Source organism: Pseudomonas sp. 210_17 TE3656 (assembly GCF_054821965.1).
On sequence record NZ_JBTRBC010000001.1, the window covers coordinates 3464790 to 3480848 of the forward strand.

The 16059-nt window shown below is 57.3% G+C and carries 18 protein-coding genes, 1 tRNA gene and 2 pseudogenes; 9 read left to right on the top strand and 12 right to left on the bottom strand.

The features are described 5' to 3' along the window. Positions 1–59 precede the first annotated feature (59 nt). The 5 genes from ACVI9W_RS16305 to ACVI9W_RS16325 form a co-directional block, all read right to left on the bottom strand. A complete protein-coding gene (locus tag ACVI9W_RS16305) occupies positions 60–1355 on the bottom strand; it encodes an NAD(P)/FAD-dependent oxidoreductase (protein ID WP_038606912.1) in 1296 nt (431 codons plus the stop codon). An 84-nt stretch (positions 1356–1439) separates the two neighbouring features. Continuing rightward, positions 1440–1613, bottom strand: a complete 174-nt coding sequence (locus tag ACVI9W_RS16310; RefSeq protein ID WP_461530521.1) for a DUF3094 family protein — start codon at positions 1611–1613, stop codon at positions 1440–1442. Between the two features lie 168 nt (positions 1614–1781). After that, positions 1782–2411, bottom strand: a complete 630-nt coding sequence (locus ACVI9W_RS16315) for a DUF1780 domain-containing protein (protein WP_038606917.1) — start codon at positions 2409–2411, stop codon at positions 1782–1784. Between the two features lie 59 nt (positions 2412–2470). Next, positions 2471–3490: an MBL fold metallo-hydrolase gene (locus ACVI9W_RS16320; RefSeq protein ID WP_461530522.1), complete on the bottom strand. Its 1020-nt coding sequence runs from the start codon at positions 3488–3490 to the stop codon at positions 2471–2473. 42 nt (positions 3491–3532) lie between these two features. Then, entirely contained in the window at positions 3533–4198 is a 666-nt protein-coding gene (locus ACVI9W_RS16325) for a hypothetical protein (protein WP_461530523.1), read from the bottom strand. A gap of 126 nt (positions 4199–4324) precedes the next feature. Between ACVI9W_RS16325 and ACVI9W_RS16330 the strand changes: the two genes are divergently transcribed. After that, a complete protein-coding gene (locus ACVI9W_RS16330; protein ID WP_461530524.1) occupies positions 4325–5014 on the top strand; it encodes an energy-coupling factor ABC transporter permease in 690 nt (229 codons plus the stop codon). Between the two features lie 3 nt (positions 5015–5017). Here the strand turns inward: ACVI9W_RS16330 and yacG are convergent, their stop codons facing one another. Genes yacG through ACVI9W_RS16350 form a run of 4 tightly spaced genes read right to left on the bottom strand, consistent with a single transcriptional unit; the run spans position 5018 to position 7924 of the window. Then, positions 5018–5224, bottom strand: coding sequence for a DNA gyrase inhibitor YacG (gene yacG, locus ACVI9W_RS16335; protein ID WP_038606928.1), 207 nt, complete (start codon positions 5222–5224; stop codon positions 5018–5020). After that, positions 5221–5844, bottom strand: coding sequence for a dephospho-CoA kinase (gene coaE / locus ACVI9W_RS16340; RefSeq protein WP_422415562.1), 624 nt, complete (start codon positions 5842–5844; stop codon positions 5221–5223). Before coaE ends, yacG begins: the two co-directional genes overlap by 4 nt. Then, positions 5844–6713: a prepilin peptidase gene (locus tag ACVI9W_RS16345; protein WP_461530525.1), complete on the bottom strand. Its 870-nt coding sequence runs from the start codon at positions 6711–6713 to the stop codon at positions 5844–5846. Before ACVI9W_RS16345 ends, coaE begins: the two co-directional genes overlap by 1 nt. A 2-nt stretch (positions 6714–6715) precedes the next feature. Next, positions 6716–7924, bottom strand: a complete 1209-nt coding sequence (locus ACVI9W_RS16350) for a type II secretion system F family protein (RefSeq protein ID WP_461530526.1) — start codon at positions 7922–7924, stop codon at positions 6716–6718. A 220-nt stretch (positions 7925–8144) separates the two neighbouring features. Between ACVI9W_RS16350 and ACVI9W_RS16355 the strand changes: the two genes are divergently transcribed. From ACVI9W_RS16355 to ACVI9W_RS16365, 3 genes are all read left to right on the top strand, one after another. Next, the gene (locus ACVI9W_RS16355) at positions 8145–8573 is read left to right on the top strand and encodes a pilin (RefSeq protein ID WP_461530527.1); all 429 of its coding nucleotides are present in this window, start codon (positions 8145–8147) and stop codon (positions 8571–8573) included. Between the two features lie 63 nt (positions 8574–8636). Further along, positions 8637–8712, top strand: a tRNA-Thr gene (locus ACVI9W_RS16360). 373 nt (positions 8713–9085) lie between these two features. Continuing rightward, a complete protein-coding gene (locus ACVI9W_RS16365; protein ID WP_157191150.1) occupies positions 9086–9499 on the top strand; it encodes a hypothetical protein in 414 nt (137 codons plus the stop codon). A gap of 1028 nt (positions 9500–10527) precedes the next feature. Here the strand turns inward: ACVI9W_RS16365 and ACVI9W_RS16370 are convergent. Next, positions 10528–10935, bottom strand: a complete 408-nt coding sequence (locus ACVI9W_RS16370; RefSeq protein ID WP_461530528.1) for a lysozyme inhibitor LprI family protein — start codon at positions 10933–10935, stop codon at positions 10528–10530. A gap of 49 nt (positions 10936–10984) precedes the next feature. Next, entirely contained in the window at positions 10985–12082 is a 1098-nt protein-coding gene (locus ACVI9W_RS16375) for a hypothetical protein (protein WP_461530529.1), read from the bottom strand. Positions 12083–12246: 164 nt separating this feature from the next. Here ACVI9W_RS16375 and ACVI9W_RS16380 point away from each other — a divergent pair, with 164 nt between their 5' ends. The 5 genes and pseudogenes from ACVI9W_RS16380 to ACVI9W_RS16400 all read left to right on the top strand — a co-directional run. Next, the gene (locus ACVI9W_RS16380; protein ID WP_461531837.1) at positions 12247–12336 is read left to right on the top strand and encodes a hypothetical protein; all 90 of its coding nucleotides are present in this window, start codon (positions 12247–12249) and stop codon (positions 12334–12336) included. A 277-nt stretch (positions 12337–12613) separates the two neighbouring features. After that, complete coding sequence (locus ACVI9W_RS16385) at positions 12614–12817, top strand: PLD nuclease N-terminal domain-containing protein (RefSeq protein WP_461530530.1); 204 nt, start codon at positions 12614–12616, stop codon at positions 12815–12817. Positions 12818–12906: 89 nt separating this feature from the next. Continuing rightward, positions 12907–13482, top strand: a complete 576-nt coding sequence (locus ACVI9W_RS16390) for a hypothetical protein (protein ID WP_461530531.1) — start codon at positions 12907–12909, stop codon at positions 13480–13482. Between the two features lie 418 nt (positions 13483–13900). Continuing rightward, a pseudogene (locus ACVI9W_RS16395) lies at positions 13901–14860 on the top strand (HAMP domain-containing protein); the annotation flags it as partial. A 261-nt stretch (positions 14861–15121) separates the two neighbouring features. Continuing rightward, positions 15122–15718: pseudogene (locus ACVI9W_RS16400) on the top strand (methyl-accepting chemotaxis protein); the annotation flags it as partial. A gap of 60 nt (positions 15719–15778) precedes the next feature. On the opposite strand, the gene ACVI9W_RS16405 reads toward ACVI9W_RS16400, so the two are convergent. After that, positions 15779–15976, bottom strand: coding sequence for a hypothetical protein (locus tag ACVI9W_RS16405; RefSeq protein ID WP_461531838.1), 198 nt, complete (start codon positions 15974–15976; stop codon positions 15779–15781). Between the last annotated feature and the right edge of the window lie 83 nt (positions 15977–16059).

Here is a 16059-nt window from a genome sequence, read left to right on the forward strand (position 1 = left end):
GTTCCCACATGTCTGGCATTCACACAAACCTGTGGGAGCTGGCCTTGCCAGCGATGATGTCAGTGCAGCTTCAGGCGCGGCTCGGTGCCACGACCAATGCGGCTACCCAGCATCAGCATCAACGTACGGAACGTGCCATACAGCGCCATCTGGTGCATGCGGTACAGCGACACGTAGAACATCCGCGCCAACCATCCCTCAAGCATCACGCTGCCGGTCAGGTTACCCATCAGGTTACCCACCGCCGAGAAGCGCGACAGCGATACCAGCGAGCCGTAATCGCGGTAGGCGTAAGTCGGCAACGGTTTGCCTTCCAGGCGCGCTTTCAACGATTTGGCCAGCATCGAGGCCTGTTGGTGAGCGGCCTGGGCCCGCGGCGGAACGTTGCGGTCGCTGCCCGGTTGAGGGCAGGCGGCGCAATCGCCGAAGGCGAAAATGTCGTCGTCCAGCGTGGTCTGCAGGGTCGGGCGAACCACCAGCTGGTTGATCCGGTTGGTCTCCAGGCCGTCAATGTCCTTGAGGAACCCCGGCGCACGAATACCCGCTGCCCAGACTTTGAGACTGGCCGGGATTACATCGCCATTGCTGGTTTTCAGCTCGGTGGCCGTCACTTCACTGACCGAGGCATTGGTCATCACCGTGACCCCGAGCTTTTCCAGGGTCTGGTGTACCGGCACGCTGATCCGCTCCGGCAAAGCAGGCAGTACCCGCGGGCCCGCTTCGATCAGGGTGATGTGCATGTCCTTCGGCTGGATGCGGTCCAGGCCGTAGGCCGCCAGTTCGTGTGCCGCGTGATGCAGTTCGGCAGCCAGCTCCACACCCGTGGCACCGGCACCGACAATCGCCACGCTGATGGTTTCGTTGGCCTGATCACCAGCATGGGCGCGCAGGTAATGGTTGAGCAACTGTTGATGGAAACGCTCGGCCTGCTTGCGGGTATCCAGGAACAGGCAGTTCTGCGCCGCGCCAAGGGTGCCGAAGTCGTTGGTGTTGCTGCCTACGGCGATTACCAGGGTGTCGTAGCCCAGGGTGCGCGCAGGCAGCAGCTCGCGGCCCTCTTCGTCGAGGGTCGCGGCCAGCTGGATCTGTTTGCTCTCGCGGTCCAGGCCACTCATGCGGCCGAGCTGGAACTGGAAGTGATTCCACTTGGCCTGGGCCACGTAGTTCAGTTCGTCTTCCGAGGAGTTCAGCGAGCCTGCGGCTACTTCGTGCAGCAATGGCTTCCAGATGTGCGTCAGGTTGGCGTCGACCAGGGTGATGCTGGCGCTGCCCTTCTTGCCCAGGGTTTTACCCAGGCGGGTCGCCAGTTCCAGGCCGCCGGCGCCGCCGCCGACAATCACAATACGGTGAGTCATGGGGATATCTCATAAGGTTTACGGAATTCTGGTCGTGAGTCATCGGCCGCTCAGGGCGGGCGGTTTGGGCGAGCGCAAGGCAGCTCATAGCACCAGGTTACTCAGGAGGCGGCTCAACAGGCCCAGGCCAACGGTCACCAGCACCACCATGGCAAGGAGCAGCCACGGCCGGAAAGGCCTGCGCTCGACTTGATGTTGGGGGGCTTGCAGGTATTGATCGACACGACGTTGGTCTTCGGGATTCAGGCGGCTGGTCATGAGGGCCTCGTCAGGTAGACGCTTGTGACTGAAAGGAAGCTACAGGGTTCACTGTAGTTGTTTGAGCAAGGCCCATGGCGCAGTCACGCGGCGGTCATTATGACGAATGATTGCGCTTTGTATCATCGCCGCGCAATTTATGCCATTACGCGTTGGCAGGGGGCCAGCTCAGAGGCTGATGCCGACATCGAAAACAATGCTGCGGCCCAGGTTGCCGCGCAGAAAGTCTGGCGCATCCGGGTGAGCGAACAGCACCCGGGCGAACGTCGGCCCGACCAGCGACAGCGAACGCCAGCCCTGGCGCAGGTATTCGGTGGGCGGCGGGAAATGGCTGTTGAGGTCGAGCACTTCGCGCTTGAGGCTGGCGAAGGCGATGATGTCCAGTTCGCTCAGGTCGAGCCCGCGCTCCTGGTAGTTGTGCGATTTTTTGCGCAAGGTCGGGGCCAGACGCTGCAACAGCTCCTGGGCACTGATCCGCCGCGGCCGCGCTTCACGCCGCACCAGCTGGCTCAGGGAAAAGGCGCTGCGCCGCCGTTGTAGCTCTTCGCGCCACTCGTCGTTGAGCCGACGGCCTTCATCGAGGACGAAAAACACCTCAAAAGCGGCATCGCGAAACAGTACGTCAGGCGGTTCTTGACCGGCGGGGGTAAAGTCCTCGCTACGGTAAGGAATGTTCAAGCCTTGCAGCAGGCGCTGGCAGACCCAACGCTCACGTTCCCATTTACGGGCATTGGAAAGAAACGCATTGGCTTGTTCGGCCTGAATGGTTAGCAGGCGCAAGTAGTCTGAGTCGTCCATGGGGACAAGCTTAGCGTCCAATTGTGTCTTCAGAAATAAACGCGTTAACCAAGCTTGGGTTACAGCGGCGGCAGGGCGATTTCGCTGAACGGCTTGGGCATCACGATCTGTGATGCTTGCGGCAATGTGGTGCGCACGATCCGGTACAGGGCGTGTTCGTCTTTTTCGCCGCGTAGCACTTTGAGGTCATCCGGGTCGCCACCGAAAAAGTCCTCCCAATGGCACAGTACAACCAGCTTGGGTTGAGTCGCTTCGATCAGGGCCTGTGGATATCTTTTGACTTGAATCCACGACGCCACCGGCAGGATCACGACATCGATACCTCTGTCATCGCCAAGATCGGGAGGAAATCCATAAGGCTCGTCGCTAGAACTGTCCTGATAGTGAATGCGGTAGACGGTTTTGCCGTTTTCATCCAGCAGGTCCACCAGCCAGGCTAGGGTCTGGCCTTCCTTCCAGTTCCGGAAGCTTTTGGGCAAAGTTTTCAGGTCTTGTTGGTAACTGCCACCCATCAGGTCAATGTGTGTAACGTTTGGCGCGTGGCTGCTCTGAATCGGCATGGCCCGGAAAGCGCCTTTTTTCGACTTGAACCAGCCATCTTCCCGGGCAATCGGGCGTGGACCCTTGGGACCTGGTAGCCAGGCCATTTTCTTCTCGGCATCTTCGAATTCGCGCTCTGCACTGACTTCAGCACGCAAGATATGCCCGGCAGTACGCGAGCCATAGAAGATAGCGTTTGGGGTTTTATGGTTCAAAACCCAGGCCACATCGAGCAGGTGATCGTAGTGAGCGTGACCGACCAACAGCATGGTCGCTTCCGGCGTTCTGGGCATGCCGTTGTTGATTCTTTTGACGTCGGGCGTGAGCCAGAGCAGTTGGAGCGGAGAAGGGCGGCTGAAAAAGGGGTCGAACACGACCGCTTCATCACGCCAGCGCAGCAGGAACCCCGCCACCCCGAAAAACTCCAGTTTTGGTTGTGTCAGCTTGTGCTCGTCCGACAGTTTGATCGGGCCGAGTTCGCTCAGGTCCTGGGCACAGCCGGCTGTCATCAGCACCAACACCATCAGCATCCAGCGCATTGCACATCCTCCATGGTCGCGTTCAGCGCCAAGGCACCGGCGTTACTGTTGTGATTCGGTGATTGTGACGCGCGCGCAGCCTTGGTTATTGCGGTAGAGGAGATCCCCCAACACCGACCCGCCCCCTACATCGTTCACGTAGAAGAACAAGGGACCGTCGCTGCGGGCTTTAAAACTGCTGTTGAAGATGCGGCCGCCTTCCACGGCAACCGCATCAGGAGGGCAGCGCCACGCTTTGGGCCACTCCTCGATCGTCGGTCCAGGATCGCAGTAGTCTGTTGGTAATGATTTTTCCGGATTGATGGGCAGCGCGTAAATGTCGTCGCCAGCGGTGCCGATACGCACCATGGTCTGAAACCAGGGCTGATCCGGGTGCCGACGTATAGACGTTGAGAGGGCTGTTACCCACGAAGCGGGAAACTTCGGCGGACATTCGTAGCCGCCTGGGTTGGCTGGAATATATTTGTCACTCCAGCGCCACTGATCAGGCACTTGCATCTTCACCTGATAAGTGCGGCCTTGCTGAACCTGCATACCGGAGTAGGCGCAGAGTGAGCGCGTGTCGAACCAGAAGGTCGCCGTATCGCTGGCGCTGCCCTCTTTTACCTGGCACAAGGTTTCATAGTTCGCCGCCGACGCGGGCAGCGGCTGGCCCAGCAGCGTTGCCAGGGCAATCACCAAGGGGGCTGTAATGAGAGGCTTGGGCATGACTCACTCCGTTTCAGGAGCGCCAGGGTCGCTTGCGTTTGAGCATAGCTGAAGGCCAGCACCGACGCGGTTCACTGCTTGAGGTGTAGACTGCCAGCAAAGTCTTGTCTGAAGGGCTCTGCTGCCGTGATTGATGCTCAAGTGCTGTCTGACCACAGCCTGACCCTGGGCTGGGTCGGCTATGTCGTGCTGTTGGTGTGGGCGCTGGCGCGTACGCGTTGGGTCGAGTTGTTCACTGACAGTCGTCGTCAGCACCTGCTGTTCGGCACGGTGTTCGCCTTGTTCGCGCTGTGGTTGGTGCGCCGCGACTTCGATAACGGGGTGTCGTACCACTTCATAGGTATGACCGCAGTCACTTTGTTACTGGATTGGCCGCTGGCGATTGTCGGTGGTTTGCTGGCCCAGGTCGGGTTGATCTTGCTGGGGCGTCAGGACCTGGCCGCCATGGGCGTCAACGGCCTGTTGTTTATCGGCCTGCCGGTGCTGGTCACCGAAGTCTGCGCGATCCTGGTGGAACGGGCGCAGCCGAAAAACCTGTTCGTTTATATTTTCTGTTCGGGATTTTTTGCCGCCGCCCTGGCGGCACTGTTGTGCCTGTTGCTCGGGCTGGGTCTGCTGTGGCTGGACGGGCGCTTCGTGATGCCGGAATGGATCGAAGACTTTATCGGCTACCTGTGGCTGATCATCTTTCCCGAGGCCTTTATCAACGGCATGGTGGTCAGCGCCCTGGTGGTGTTTTGCCCGGAGTGGCTGGAAACCTTCAACCGCACCCGCTACCTGCAGGCGCCGTGGAAGGAGGACGACGCCGGGCGTTGAGGCTCAGTGGTGGGCGCGCGGATCGAGTTCACCGGAAAACAGTTCGTCTTCGGCATCCGGTGCAACCGGGATCTTGTGCTCTTCAGCAGCCCACGCCCCCAGGTCGATAAGCTTGCAGCGATCGGAACAGAACGGCCGGAACGTGCTGGCGGCGTTCCATTCAACAGGGGCGCCACAGGTCGGGCATTCTACGGTCATGGGTTGGCTCATGCTTGGCCTCCTCGCAAAGTCAGATAAAAGTGATGCAGGCGGTCGACCTCCGAATGCAGCCAGGCCAGGTCGCGGTCATTGACCAGCACATCGTGGGCATGGCGCAGGCGCTCTTCGCGGCTGGCTTGGGCCTTCAGAATGGCCTGCACCTGTTCCGGGCTGGTCTGGTCGCGCTGCAGGGTGCGCTGGATTTGCAGCTCCTGCGGGGCATCGATCACCAGCAGGCGCTGGGTGCGCTGATACTGGCCCGACTCGACCATCAGCGGCGACACGAACACCGCATAAGGCGACTCGGCCTTGGCCAGGTAACTGAAAATTTCCTGACCGATCAACGGATGCAGCAGGGCTTCCAGCCAGCGCCGTTGCTCGGGGTCGCTGAAGATCAGCTCGCGCAACGCCGCACGGTTCAGCTGGCCATCTTCCTGCAGCACACCGGCACCGAAGCGCTCGACGATACGGGCCAGTGCCGGACGCCCAGGTTCGACCACCCAGCGTGCGGCCTGATCGGCATCCACCAGGTGCACGCCCAGTTCGACAAAGCGCTGGGCCGCAGCACTTTTGCCACTGCCGATGCCGCCGGTGAGGCCGAGAATCCAGGGAGTGAAAGCAGCGGTGGTCATCACATTCCAGAAAGGTTCAGGTAAGAAGTGGTTATTTGACCACCCCAGAGCAGTGCGATCCAGCCCGCAATGGCCAGATAGGGACCAAAGGGGATCGGCGTGCTGGTTTGCTGGCCTTTGGCACGCAGCATGATCAGCCCGATCACCGCACCAAGTACCGACGACAGCAGCAGGGTCAGCGGCAGGATCTGCCAGCCACCCCAGGCACCGATCAGCGCCAGTAGCTTGAAATCGCCGTAACCCATGCCCTCTTTGCCGGTGATGATCTTGAACAGCCAGAACACCGACCACAGGCTCAAATAACCTGCGACTGCGCCCCACAGAGCATCTGACAAGGGCACGAACAGCTCGAAAGCGTTGACGATCAGCCCCAGCCACAACAGTGGCAGTACCAACGCATCGGGCAGCAGCCGGTGCTCGATGTCGATCAGGCTCATGGCCAGCAGTCCCCAACTGAACAGCATCAGGGCCAGCGCAGCGGTATTTGCCCCCAGATACCAGGCGACAAACACCGTCAATGCCGCGCAGCCCAGCTCTACCAGCGGATAACGGGCACTGATGGCGCTGCGGCAACTGCTGCAGCGCCCGCGCAGTAGCAGGTAGCTCAGAACCGGAATGTTTTCCCAGGCGCGAATGCGGTGCCCGCAGTGCGGACACTGTGACGCGGGCAGGAACAGATCGTAACGCTCGGGCTCAGGCTCGCTGGGCAGCTCCAGGACCTCCCGCGCTTCAGCCTGCCACTGGCGTTGCAGCATGATCGGCAGGCGGTGCACCAACACATTGAGAAAACTGCCGACGACCAGCCCCAGGAGCAGGGCAAAGCTCAGGTAAAGCAGCGGCTGGCTGGCCAGCGTATCCATCAGGTCCATGTTCAGATCACACTACCGAGCTGAAAGATTGGCAGGTACATGGCGATCACCAGGCTGCCCACCAGCAGCCCGAGAATCAGCACGATCAGAGGTTCGAGCAAGCTGGCCAGATTATCGAGCAAGCGCTCGATGGCACTTTCGTAATGGCTGGCGACTCTGGCGAGCATATCGTCCAGCGTACCGCCTGTCTCGCCGATGGCACACATCTGTTGCATCAAGCGCGGAAACAAACCGCTGCTGGCCATCGCCTGGCTCAACGCCTGGCCGCTGGCGAGGTCCTTGCGCAGGCGCAGCACCGCTTGTTCATACAGCGGATTACCGCACGCACCGGCCACCGGACCCAGCGCTTCCACCAGCGGCACACCTGCAGCGAACGAGGTGGACAGCGTGCGGGCGAAACGGGCGAGGGCGGCGTTGCTCAGCAAGTCGCCAACCACCGGCAGCTTCAGCGCCAGGCCCAGACAGCACAGACGAAACGCTGGCTGGCGCCGGTAAGCCCGACACATTCCCCAGACACTGCCGATCGTGAACAGCAGCAACCAGCCAAAGTACTGCCCCAACCAATCGGACAAGCCAATCACCCATTGGGTAAAAGCAGGCAGCTGCGCGCCGAAGCCGCTGAACATCGTCTGAAACTGCGGCACCACCTCAAGCAGCAACAGGCTGGAAACGCCGAGCCCGGTCAGCAGCACGATCAGTGGATAGGTCATGGCCTTTTTCAACCGCGAGCGCAGCGCCTGGCGATGTTCCTGCAGACTGGCGACCTGCTCAAGCACGCTTTCCAGGCTGCCGGACTGTTCCCCGGCAGCAATCAGATTGCAGTACAGCGCATCGAAATACCGCGGATGCCGACGCAAGGCGTCCGCCAGATTGCAGCCCGCGCCGATATCGGTTTTCAGCGTACCCAGCAGGCGGATCAGCACCGGGTTGCTGCTGCTTTGGGCAATCACCTCAAGCGCTTGCAACAGCGCGACACCGGAGCAGATCAAACTGGACAGCTGGCGGCTGAACTGGCTTAACTCGCGGCTACCCAGCGAGCCTTGCCTGCGCCACAACCTGGCCTGTACCCGTTCGACACTGAGCGGGCGAATACCGCGCTTACGCAACTCGGCACGCAGCAGGGCAGGGCTGCGCCCACTGCTCTGGCCACTGACCAGCGCCCCTTGTGCCGTAGTGCCTTGCCAGCTGTAGCTATAAGTTTTTTCGGTCATCGCGACATCCTTGTGGCGTGGCCCGCACAAACCCGGAAACAGCTTCAGGGCCAGTGCAGCGAGCAGGAGTGCCCGCTGCTCACTAGAGTAGTCGAGCCGGCATCAGCGAATGACCGGCGCAGGGTGACAAAAGGTGTCCATTCGGGCCTACTGGCGCGCCTGTTGGCGGCCCGATACTGAGCGCTGCTGACCAGAACCGATTTTGCGAGGGAGAACGTCCATGAAAGGACAACGCGGCATTACCTTGATCGAACTGATGATTGTCGTGGCGATCATCGGCATCCTGGCGACCATCGCCTTGCCCATGTACACCAACCACCAGGTGCGGACCAAGGCGACTGCTGCCCTGGTCGAAATTTCCGCGCTGAAAACCCCGTTTGATTTGCGGATGAATGAGGGTAAAGACGTTGCCGACGTCACTGCCCTGGGCGGCCAGGCGACCACCAGCAACTGCACCATCACCGCCACCGGCACAGCTACCACCGGCGCGGGCAGCATCGCCTGCACCCTGGTCGATGCCCCGGCTACTGCCTTGGGCAAAACCCTCACTCTGACTCGCTCGGCCAGCGGCTGGGCGTGTGCCAGCACCCTTGAAGAAGACCTTGCCCCAGCTGGCTGCAAGCCCGCTGAAAGTGCCCCGGCGAAGTGAGCATTAGCTGTTATTAAACAGTGATTTGCGTAAGCGATCCGGCAGTGGTAGCGTTGGTGCCACGCCGGTGTAGCTCAGTCGGTAGAGCAGCGCACTCGTAACGCGAAGGTCGCAGGTTCGATTCCTGTCTCCGGCACCAGAGAGCAGTTTATAGAAGTCTATGACAGACTACGGAACACCCAACAAAGCCCGCCTAGTGCGGGCTTTGTTGTTTCTGCTTGCCTTGATTTGTCTCTGTGCTTGAGACGTTTCGGAATGGCGGGGGCAGGCCCGAGTGCTGCCAAATGGATACGTTCGCTGGCACTGCCGGAGCTTGAAGCTCAACTAGACGCAGAGTAACTACCGGTATTCAACCAGCTTCACTTCGGCGGTAACCGTGCGGCTTTCTCGGCGTCGATCAAGGCTGTAAGCGACTGCTAACGACCAAGTGCAGACATGAGCACGGAAAGAACAATCTCCCTTTGCTGTACCGATGATGTTAAAAGGACATTTTTCTCAGGGAGGGCCGAACCATGATGGGCGAGGTAGGGTTTTGTGATTGGCGTCCTTGGTCTGAACGGACAGAACTCGAAGGGAAGAATCTGCCGGGTGTGTACTTCATCGCGCGCAGTAAAAAGAAGCCTGACAACTACCGGGTAAACAACGATTTCATCATCTACATTGGTGAAACGACAGGCCAGACACTGGCTGACCGGTTGCGTCAATTCAACACTTCAGCGTTCAGCGAACGCCCCGGACATTCCGGAGGCAATACTTTCAGGTTGACACTTCTCGAAACCACGCCACTTGAGCATCTTTGGGTTTCGGCCTGTCCTGTCGACATGGGCCAACCTTACACCACTGCCTACATTAAGCACTTAGAGCGAAAGCTGCTCTGGGAGTATGTGTGCACGTGGGGCAGGTATCCAGATTGCAATCGCTCTTGACTAACGAGCTGCCAGTCCACGTGCTGGTAGCACTGGTAAAAGTCGGGAACTGATCACAATACTGATATTGCTAACAGTCCGCTTCTGACCGTCAGCAGCCCTCCACGAACGGCAGCTAGGGGTCGAAAGCTGCCGGTTGCGAATGGCTGCTATCGACCCATAGCGGCCGTTGGCGAAAGTCCACATTCGGCCAGTTTCCGCCGTTCGAGCGTCCACGTTCAGTACTTGATATCCCGGGCTTTTTGACGTCCTTCCTGCTTCGTTTGCCGCTTGTCCTGTCGACAACGGGGATTGCTTTGGACATCGGCCGCTCGACAATCCTGTTTCGTCTCACGCGCATCCTGGCGCGTTTCCTGCCTGACATCGCGCGCGGCACGACGCGTCTCGGCTCGTTCGGTGGCCGCCCAAGATGTCCCGTTGGCGACCAGAAGAAAAACCATGGCTACCCAACCAAACGTCCTGTGCGTTCTCATAATCTGATCTCCAGGAGCTCGATGTCGAACTTTAAGTACAGCTGATTTCCGAACGTTCCGCAGGCTAAGGAACTACCATTCATCTAAGCGATGTCCATTGAGCAGCTGGTGAACATCACTGCCGATGACGATTTTTATGATTTTCACCGAGTCATTGATGGCGATATCTCGGCGGGACCAATCTTATCGTGAGAAAACTGTTCAGGGTGTATGCATTGCTCTGAGGGGTTTTGAAGTGGCGAACGGGATCGCGACTGATTCATAACCACCGTCCGCTTCTGGCCGGTAGCGGCCCTTTGCGAGTGGCTACTATGGGTCGACCACTGCATTTCGATTTATCCGCAAGTCGGTTTGTCTATGCCATTGACCAGTCGACTGAGGCATTGTAGAAGCCTGAAGGTGTACGTATTACCTCTTGATGAGGTGTGGCGTTAGGCCGTGAACTTCCAATTAGCCTTGGATCCAAGTAGGTCGATAGAGTAAAGGCCAATCTAGAAAACTCTTTAGAGAGACCTTTACACTAGCCTTTGGATGCTTGGCTAAGCGATCGTGAGTTTACTCTCCCCCGATTTCACCACCATTGTCGGCTATGAATTCCAAAGACTCTGCGCGCTCTTTAGTCATTTCCAGTTCGCATCCTGATCCGTTGAGAAGGTCGATGGTTCCACCTGTCAGACCGTAATAGAGTCCGCAATCAGTGTCCTTCAACTTAGCCCACATAGCCTGGGATTCTTGCAGGGTTTGCCTCTTTTCTTCTGGAAGCGCTCCCATTGCCCATTTGTAGGCTTCATTCAGTCGGGTGTTTTGTCGTTGAATCTCTTCCCCGTTGCAGTCGCGAAGGCTAGCGGTGTCCGTTGCTTCATTGGTGCAGGAGGAATACGCCGCAGAGTATTCGCTCTTGGCAAACGCAGAGACGGAGAGTAATAACGAAAGTGCGAGTGTTGGTAGTACTGTTTTACGCACTTGAGTGATTCCTTGTGCTAGTTGGGGGTGGGATTGATCTTTACAGTATTTAAGCAGGATTGTATTTTCTAAATTCGAGGCATTCCGATATGGAAGTAAATTCACCTCGACGGCAAAGCCAAGCTGTAAGAAAAGTATAACCTGCAGACGTTAGAGCAAAGGTTCTCCTGAACTCTTTACCTTGCCGCCGTTGTCTTGCTTCAGCCTGGGTTAGGGACTCTCCCTTTCTCCTCGCACCACCAAACATCGAAGCCAGTAACAGAGCCATGATCACATAAAAGACAGTAATCAGCGCCAGCTTGGCAATTAATGTGATAAAGATGTCGGATAGTTTTTCGTTTGTGCTGAAGGACGAATACATGGCAAAAGCTATTGCCGAGAACAAACCAATTACAACCGAGATCTGGTATGCCTGGTGCGGCAGTCCTAACCATACCAAGAGTAGGCCAAGCACTAAGAAGCTAAGTGGTATCAGGTTGGTTATTGCCGCATCTGTGTAGTCGTTATAGATGGTCACCTGGCCACGATGATGCTTTACAATAGCCCAACAGGAGAAAATAATAATAATTATTAAAGCAAACTTCCACGCTATGCTGAAAATTTCTTGAGATAGTGTTTTTGAGGTGGGTTGAGCGATTTCCGTGGTAGGCCGATAGGTACTTGTGTTGCTTGATGGGGTATAGGTGGGCGCTGTTTGTGTGGTGAGCCTTAATTGCTCTTGTCTTGCTTGCTCTTGAGCGATTCGTCTTTCTTCCATTGCGCGAGCTCGCTCAGCTTCTTCCGCTCTAGATTTTTCTGATCTTGTTTTTTGCTCCAGTGCTAATCTATTTTTAACTTCTTCTTGCTTGAAGTCGTCGAGTGCCTTGATTCTTCCGCTGAGCGATTGGTCTAAACATTTTTGAGTTGTGCACTGGTTGCGTAGCGCTATCCAGTTTCTCTGGGAATTAATAAGGGCTTCCTTGTCCTCAGTAGAACTCAGAAGTCTTTTGTATCTATTCGCCAAGCTGCTATCGAGACTGGAGAGATATCCGTCACGACAGATTTCCTTTTCAGCAAAGTTTTGCGCTTGGCTGCAGTCGAAACTAGCGGCTAGCGTATTGCTGGCGAGTAGCAGCAGCCCAATTGCTGCGGCACGGAAGGGCATCATTCTCAAGATCTCCTTTCTTCAGTAATTTTCAAGCTCGTGCGTACGATCGGCTCTATGCCCGGGAGCATCCTTCCGCCAACGCTTTGCTACCCGAACCCGTGAGCTGCGCTACAGGTATGACTCAGGAAGAGTTTGCCGACAGGTGCGGTTTAGCTACGACTTACATGTCTCGCATTGAGGCAGGTGGTGGCGATCCTAGCCTTGATGCCATCAAAACGCTAGCAGTCGCGCTTAGGTGCTCATCCTCGAGCTAGTCAGGATATGGGGATGGCTTCGATTTATAAGAATCAAGAAATAAAAAGACGCTGCAGCGCATCGCTAACATGCGCCAGAACGATGAGGTTTTCCCTATTCTGATCGCCTCTTTCAGCCGACGGAACCTCACGCAAAACCTATCCGCTAGGGTCTTTATTGCTGCTTTTAGGTATTTCCTTATGGCACTCACCCAGACGCCGCTTTACGCTGGTGACTCAGGTATACCGGAACCTTTGCTATCCTGAGCGACAATCTCACCACAGTTGGAGTGTGCCCATGGGCTCTTCCTTGTACAACCTTATCGCCTTCGTCATTTTTCTCCTGGATATCTGGGCGATTTTCAATGTGGCGAAGAGCAATGCAGAAACCATGAAGAAAGTGCTCTGGGTAGCGCTTGTTGCATTTCTTCCGGTGCTCGGTCTGATCATCTGGGCGCTGGCCGGCCCTCGCGGCAACGCTCGTCTCGGCTCGTCCAACTGATCAACACCACGGCTTTGTTCGATCAAACCGCCATGCTTTGGCGTACGGGTAGCGTGCTCGTGCCCGGTTAGCTATCCAATGGAAAGCTCATGAAATCACTTCGTTCTGTTGTCCGGGCCGCTGCCCTCGTATCGCTCGTCACCCATGTCAGCTTTTCAGCCCATGCGGCCGAAGTAGCGTTGAACAGCGAAGCGTCGAATGAATACTTCGAAACCAAGGTATTGGCCGTTGATCCGGCGAACTACCAGGTCACCATTGAAGGCCTTGATAAACGCCCGGTTCCCCTCCAGCTCACCGATCAGGCCAAGGCCCTGCGCAACCTGAAGGTCGGCGACAAGGTCGACATCAGCGTAACTCGATCGATCGATTACGTACTCGATACCAACGTTGGAGGTGCGCCGGGTGTCAGTAATGATGCCTGGATCAACCGCGCCGCCGACGACAGCGCTCCGGGTGGTGAGGTGTATCGCACGACCAAAGTTACTTCGAAGATCACCCACATCGATAGGTCAAAACACGAAGTGACCTTGCTGCGTCCGGATGGAAAAGAGCAGGTCGTGATTGTCCAAGACCCAAAAGTTCAGGCCCACTTAATGGACCTTGAGCCCGGTCAAACGGTCGATGCCATTTACACAGAGGTGTTGAAAGTCGAAACATCGCACTAGGGACGTGGTCATTTGAGTCGAGCAGGTTTCAGGGTCGACTCCAGACTGCGGCCGTATTAACTAATTCTTTCACTTGTTAACAAGCTAGGTTTTCAGTTGAAAAAGTAGTTTATATCGGCACCACACGGGATATAGCCAGACGAGACTACAGCGCTATGGGGAACGGTTTTTAACAGTCTATGACAGACTACGGAACACCCTACAAAGCCCGCTCACTGCGGGCTTTGTTGTTTTCACCTGTCTCACATTGCCTTCAGCCACATTCCCCACCTAACTCCATCCCCCCCCTCCAGCCCTCAAGATTTCCCCCCCACAACCGATATCAATCAAATGTCCCGGTAAAAAGACTACTGAACACACCATGAACAAAAATCTGCGTTTCAGTCACAAAATTCTTTTGGTCGCGTCATTGATCGTGATGCTCGCCTTTACCCTGTTCACCCTGTACAGCGACTACCTCCAGCGTAATGCGACGCGCATTAATCTGGAAAACTACCTGGCAGAAATGGGTACCTCGACGTCCACCAACATCCGCAACCTGCTGGAGGGGCGGATCAGTCTGGTGGAAAACCTGGCACAGAACATTGCCCAGGACCCAGCCAACGCTGAGACGCTGATGGGCCAGAACGCCCTGATCTCGAGTTTTCTCACTGTCTACCTGGGCAAGGTAGATGGCGGTTTCAGTGTTCGTCCAGACGCCAAGATGCCCGACGGCTATGATCCGCGCACCCGCCCCTGGTACAAGGACGGGATGAGCGCTAGCGGCGCGATTCTCACCGAACCCTATATCGATCTGACCACCAACAAGATGGTCATCGGCATCCTCAGCAAGGTCTCCGGCAGCATCGGTGTGGTCGGGGGCGATCTGGCGCTGGATGGCTTGGTGGAAATCATCAACTCGCTGAACTTCGGGGGTATGGGTTATGCCTTCCTGGTCAACGACCAAGGCAAGATTCTGGTGCACCCGGACAACGCGCTGGTGATGAAGTCGCTGTCGGATCTGTACCCGGCGAACACTCCGAAGCTGTCTGCTGAGCTGACCGAGGTCGAGGCCAATGGCCAGGCCCGTCTGCTGACCTTCGCGCCCATCAAGGGCCTGCCCTCGGCCAATTGGTACATCGGTCTGTCGGTGGACAAGGACAAGGCCTACGCGATGCTCAGTGATTTCCGCACCTCGGCAATCATTGCCACGCTTATCGCGGTGGCCATCATTATCACGCTGCTCGGCCTGCTGATCCGTGTCCTGCTGCAACCGTTGAACACGATGATCCGGGCGATGGAAGACATCGCCGAAGGTGAAGGGGATCTGACCAAGCGCCTGACCATCCACAGTCAGGACGAGTTCGGTGCTCTGGGTACTGCGTTCAACCGTTTCGTTGAACGTATTCATACCTCGATCCGCGAGGTGTCTTCAGCCACCGAGCAGGTCAACGAAGTGGCATTGCGGGTGGTGAGCGCTTCCAACTCGTCGATGGTCAATTCCGACGAGCAGTCCAACCGCACCAACAGCGTTGCGGCGGCCATCAACCAGCTCGGCGCCGCCGCCCAGGAAATCGCCCATAACGCCGCGCAGGCGTCGCAACAGGCAAGCTCGGCGCGTCACCTGGCCGAAGAAGGCCAGCAGGTGGTCGATCGCAGCATTGCCGCAATGAATCGTCTGTCGGATCTGATCAGCACGTCCAGCTCGCACATCGAGACGCTCAATAGCAAGACCGTGAACATTGGTCAGATCCTCGAAGTGATCACCAGCATCTCCCAGCAGACCAACCTGCTGGCGCTTAACGCCGCGATCGAAGCGGCCCGCGCCGGTGAGGCCGGGCGCGGTTTCGCGGTGGTCGCCGATGAAGTGCGTAACCTCGCGCACCGTACCCAGGAGTCGGCACAGCAGGTGCAGAACATGATTGAGGAGCTGCAGGTCGGCGCCCGCGAGTCGGTTGACACCATGGGCCAAAGCCAGCGTCACAGCCAGGACAGCGTCGAGATTGCCAATCAGGCCGGTGAGCGTCTGGGCAGCGTGACCCTGCGCATCGGCGAAATTGATGGCATGAACCAGTCGGTGGCCACCGCCACCGAGGAGCAAACCGCTGTGGTTGATTCGATCAACATGGACATCAATGAAATCAACATGCTCAACCAGGAAGGCGTCGAAAACCTGCAGTCCACCCTGCGCGCCTGCACCGACCTGGAGCAGCAAGCCGCTCGCCTGAAACACCTGGTGGGCAGCTTCCGTATCTGATCCGCGCCTGTCGAAATTCCGCGCCTACAGCAACAAGCCCTGTAGGCGCGGGATTTGAACTCACTCGCCGTCATCCTCGGGGAGTTCATCGGTAACCATGACCCGCGCATGCGCGCTGTGCTCGTCTTCGATGCGTAAGCCGAAGTAGCGGGCATCATTGGCGTCCCAAAACGCCTCGACCTGTGTCATGAGTGCGTTGTTAAGCAGCACCTCAGCACTACGCTCCAGGATGATTGAGTAACGTCTTTCGGTGTTCATTACAAAGGAGGCTCGCAACAGCTGAGGGAAGAGGCTGGGGTGAACCAGCATCGTTGCCATTATGCCGCCTCACTCATTTTCGA

Coding starts and splice junctions, on each gene's coding strand:
- ACVI9W_RS16350 (WP_461530526.1), bottom strand. CDS start 7,924: ATGACCGAAAAAACTTATAGCTACAGCTGGCAAGGCACTACGGCACAA.
- ACVI9W_RS16375 (WP_461530529.1), bottom strand. CDS start 12,082: ATGATGCCCTTCCGTGCCGCAGCAATTGGGCTGCTGCTACTCGCCAGC.
- ACVI9W_RS16345 (WP_461530525.1), bottom strand. CDS start 6,713: ATGGACCTGATGGATACGCTGGCCAGCCAGCCGCTGCTTTACCTGAGC.
- ACVI9W_RS16405 (WP_461531838.1), bottom strand. CDS start 15,976: ATGAACACCGAAAGACGTTACTCAATCATCCTGGAGCGTAGTGCTGAG.
- ACVI9W_RS16325 (WP_461530523.1), bottom strand. CDS start 4,198: ATGCCCAAGCCTCTCATTACAGCCCCCTTGGTGATTGCCCTGGCAACG.
- yacG (WP_038606928.1), bottom strand. CDS start 5,224: ATGAGCCAACCCATGACCGTAGAATGCCCGACCTGTGGCGCCCCTGTT.
- ACVI9W_RS16320 (WP_461530522.1), bottom strand. CDS start 3,490: ATGCGCTGGATGCTGATGGTGTTGGTGCTGATGACAGCCGGCTGTGCC.
- ACVI9W_RS16355 (WP_461530527.1), top strand. CDS start 8,145: ATGAAAGGACAACGCGGCATTACCTTGATCGAACTGATGATTGTCGTG.
- ACVI9W_RS16310 (WP_461530521.1), bottom strand. CDS start 1,613: ATGACCAGCCGCCTGAATCCCGAAGACCAACGTCGTGTCGATCAATAC.
- ACVI9W_RS16305 (WP_038606912.1), bottom strand. CDS start 1,355: ATGACTCACCGTATTGTGATTGTCGGCGGCGGCGCCGGCGGCCTGGAA.
- coaE (WP_422415562.1), bottom strand. CDS start 5,844: ATGACCACCGCTGCTTTCACTCCCTGGATTCTCGGCCTCACCGGCGGC.
- ACVI9W_RS16315 (WP_038606917.1), bottom strand. CDS start 2,411: ATGGACGACTCAGACTACTTGCGCCTGCTAACCATTCAGGCCGAACAA.
- ACVI9W_RS16365 (WP_157191150.1), top strand. CDS start 9,086: ATGATGGGCGAGGTAGGGTTTTGTGATTGGCGTCCTTGGTCTGAACGG.
- ACVI9W_RS16380 (WP_461531837.1), top strand. CDS start 12,247: ATGTCTCGCATTGAGGCAGGTGGTGGCGATCCTAGCCTTGATGCCATC.
- ACVI9W_RS16390 (WP_461530531.1), top strand. CDS start 12,907: ATGAAATCACTTCGTTCTGTTGTCCGGGCCGCTGCCCTCGTATCGCTC.
- ACVI9W_RS16385 (WP_461530530.1), top strand. CDS start 12,614: ATGGGCTCTTCCTTGTACAACCTTATCGCCTTCGTCATTTTTCTCCTG.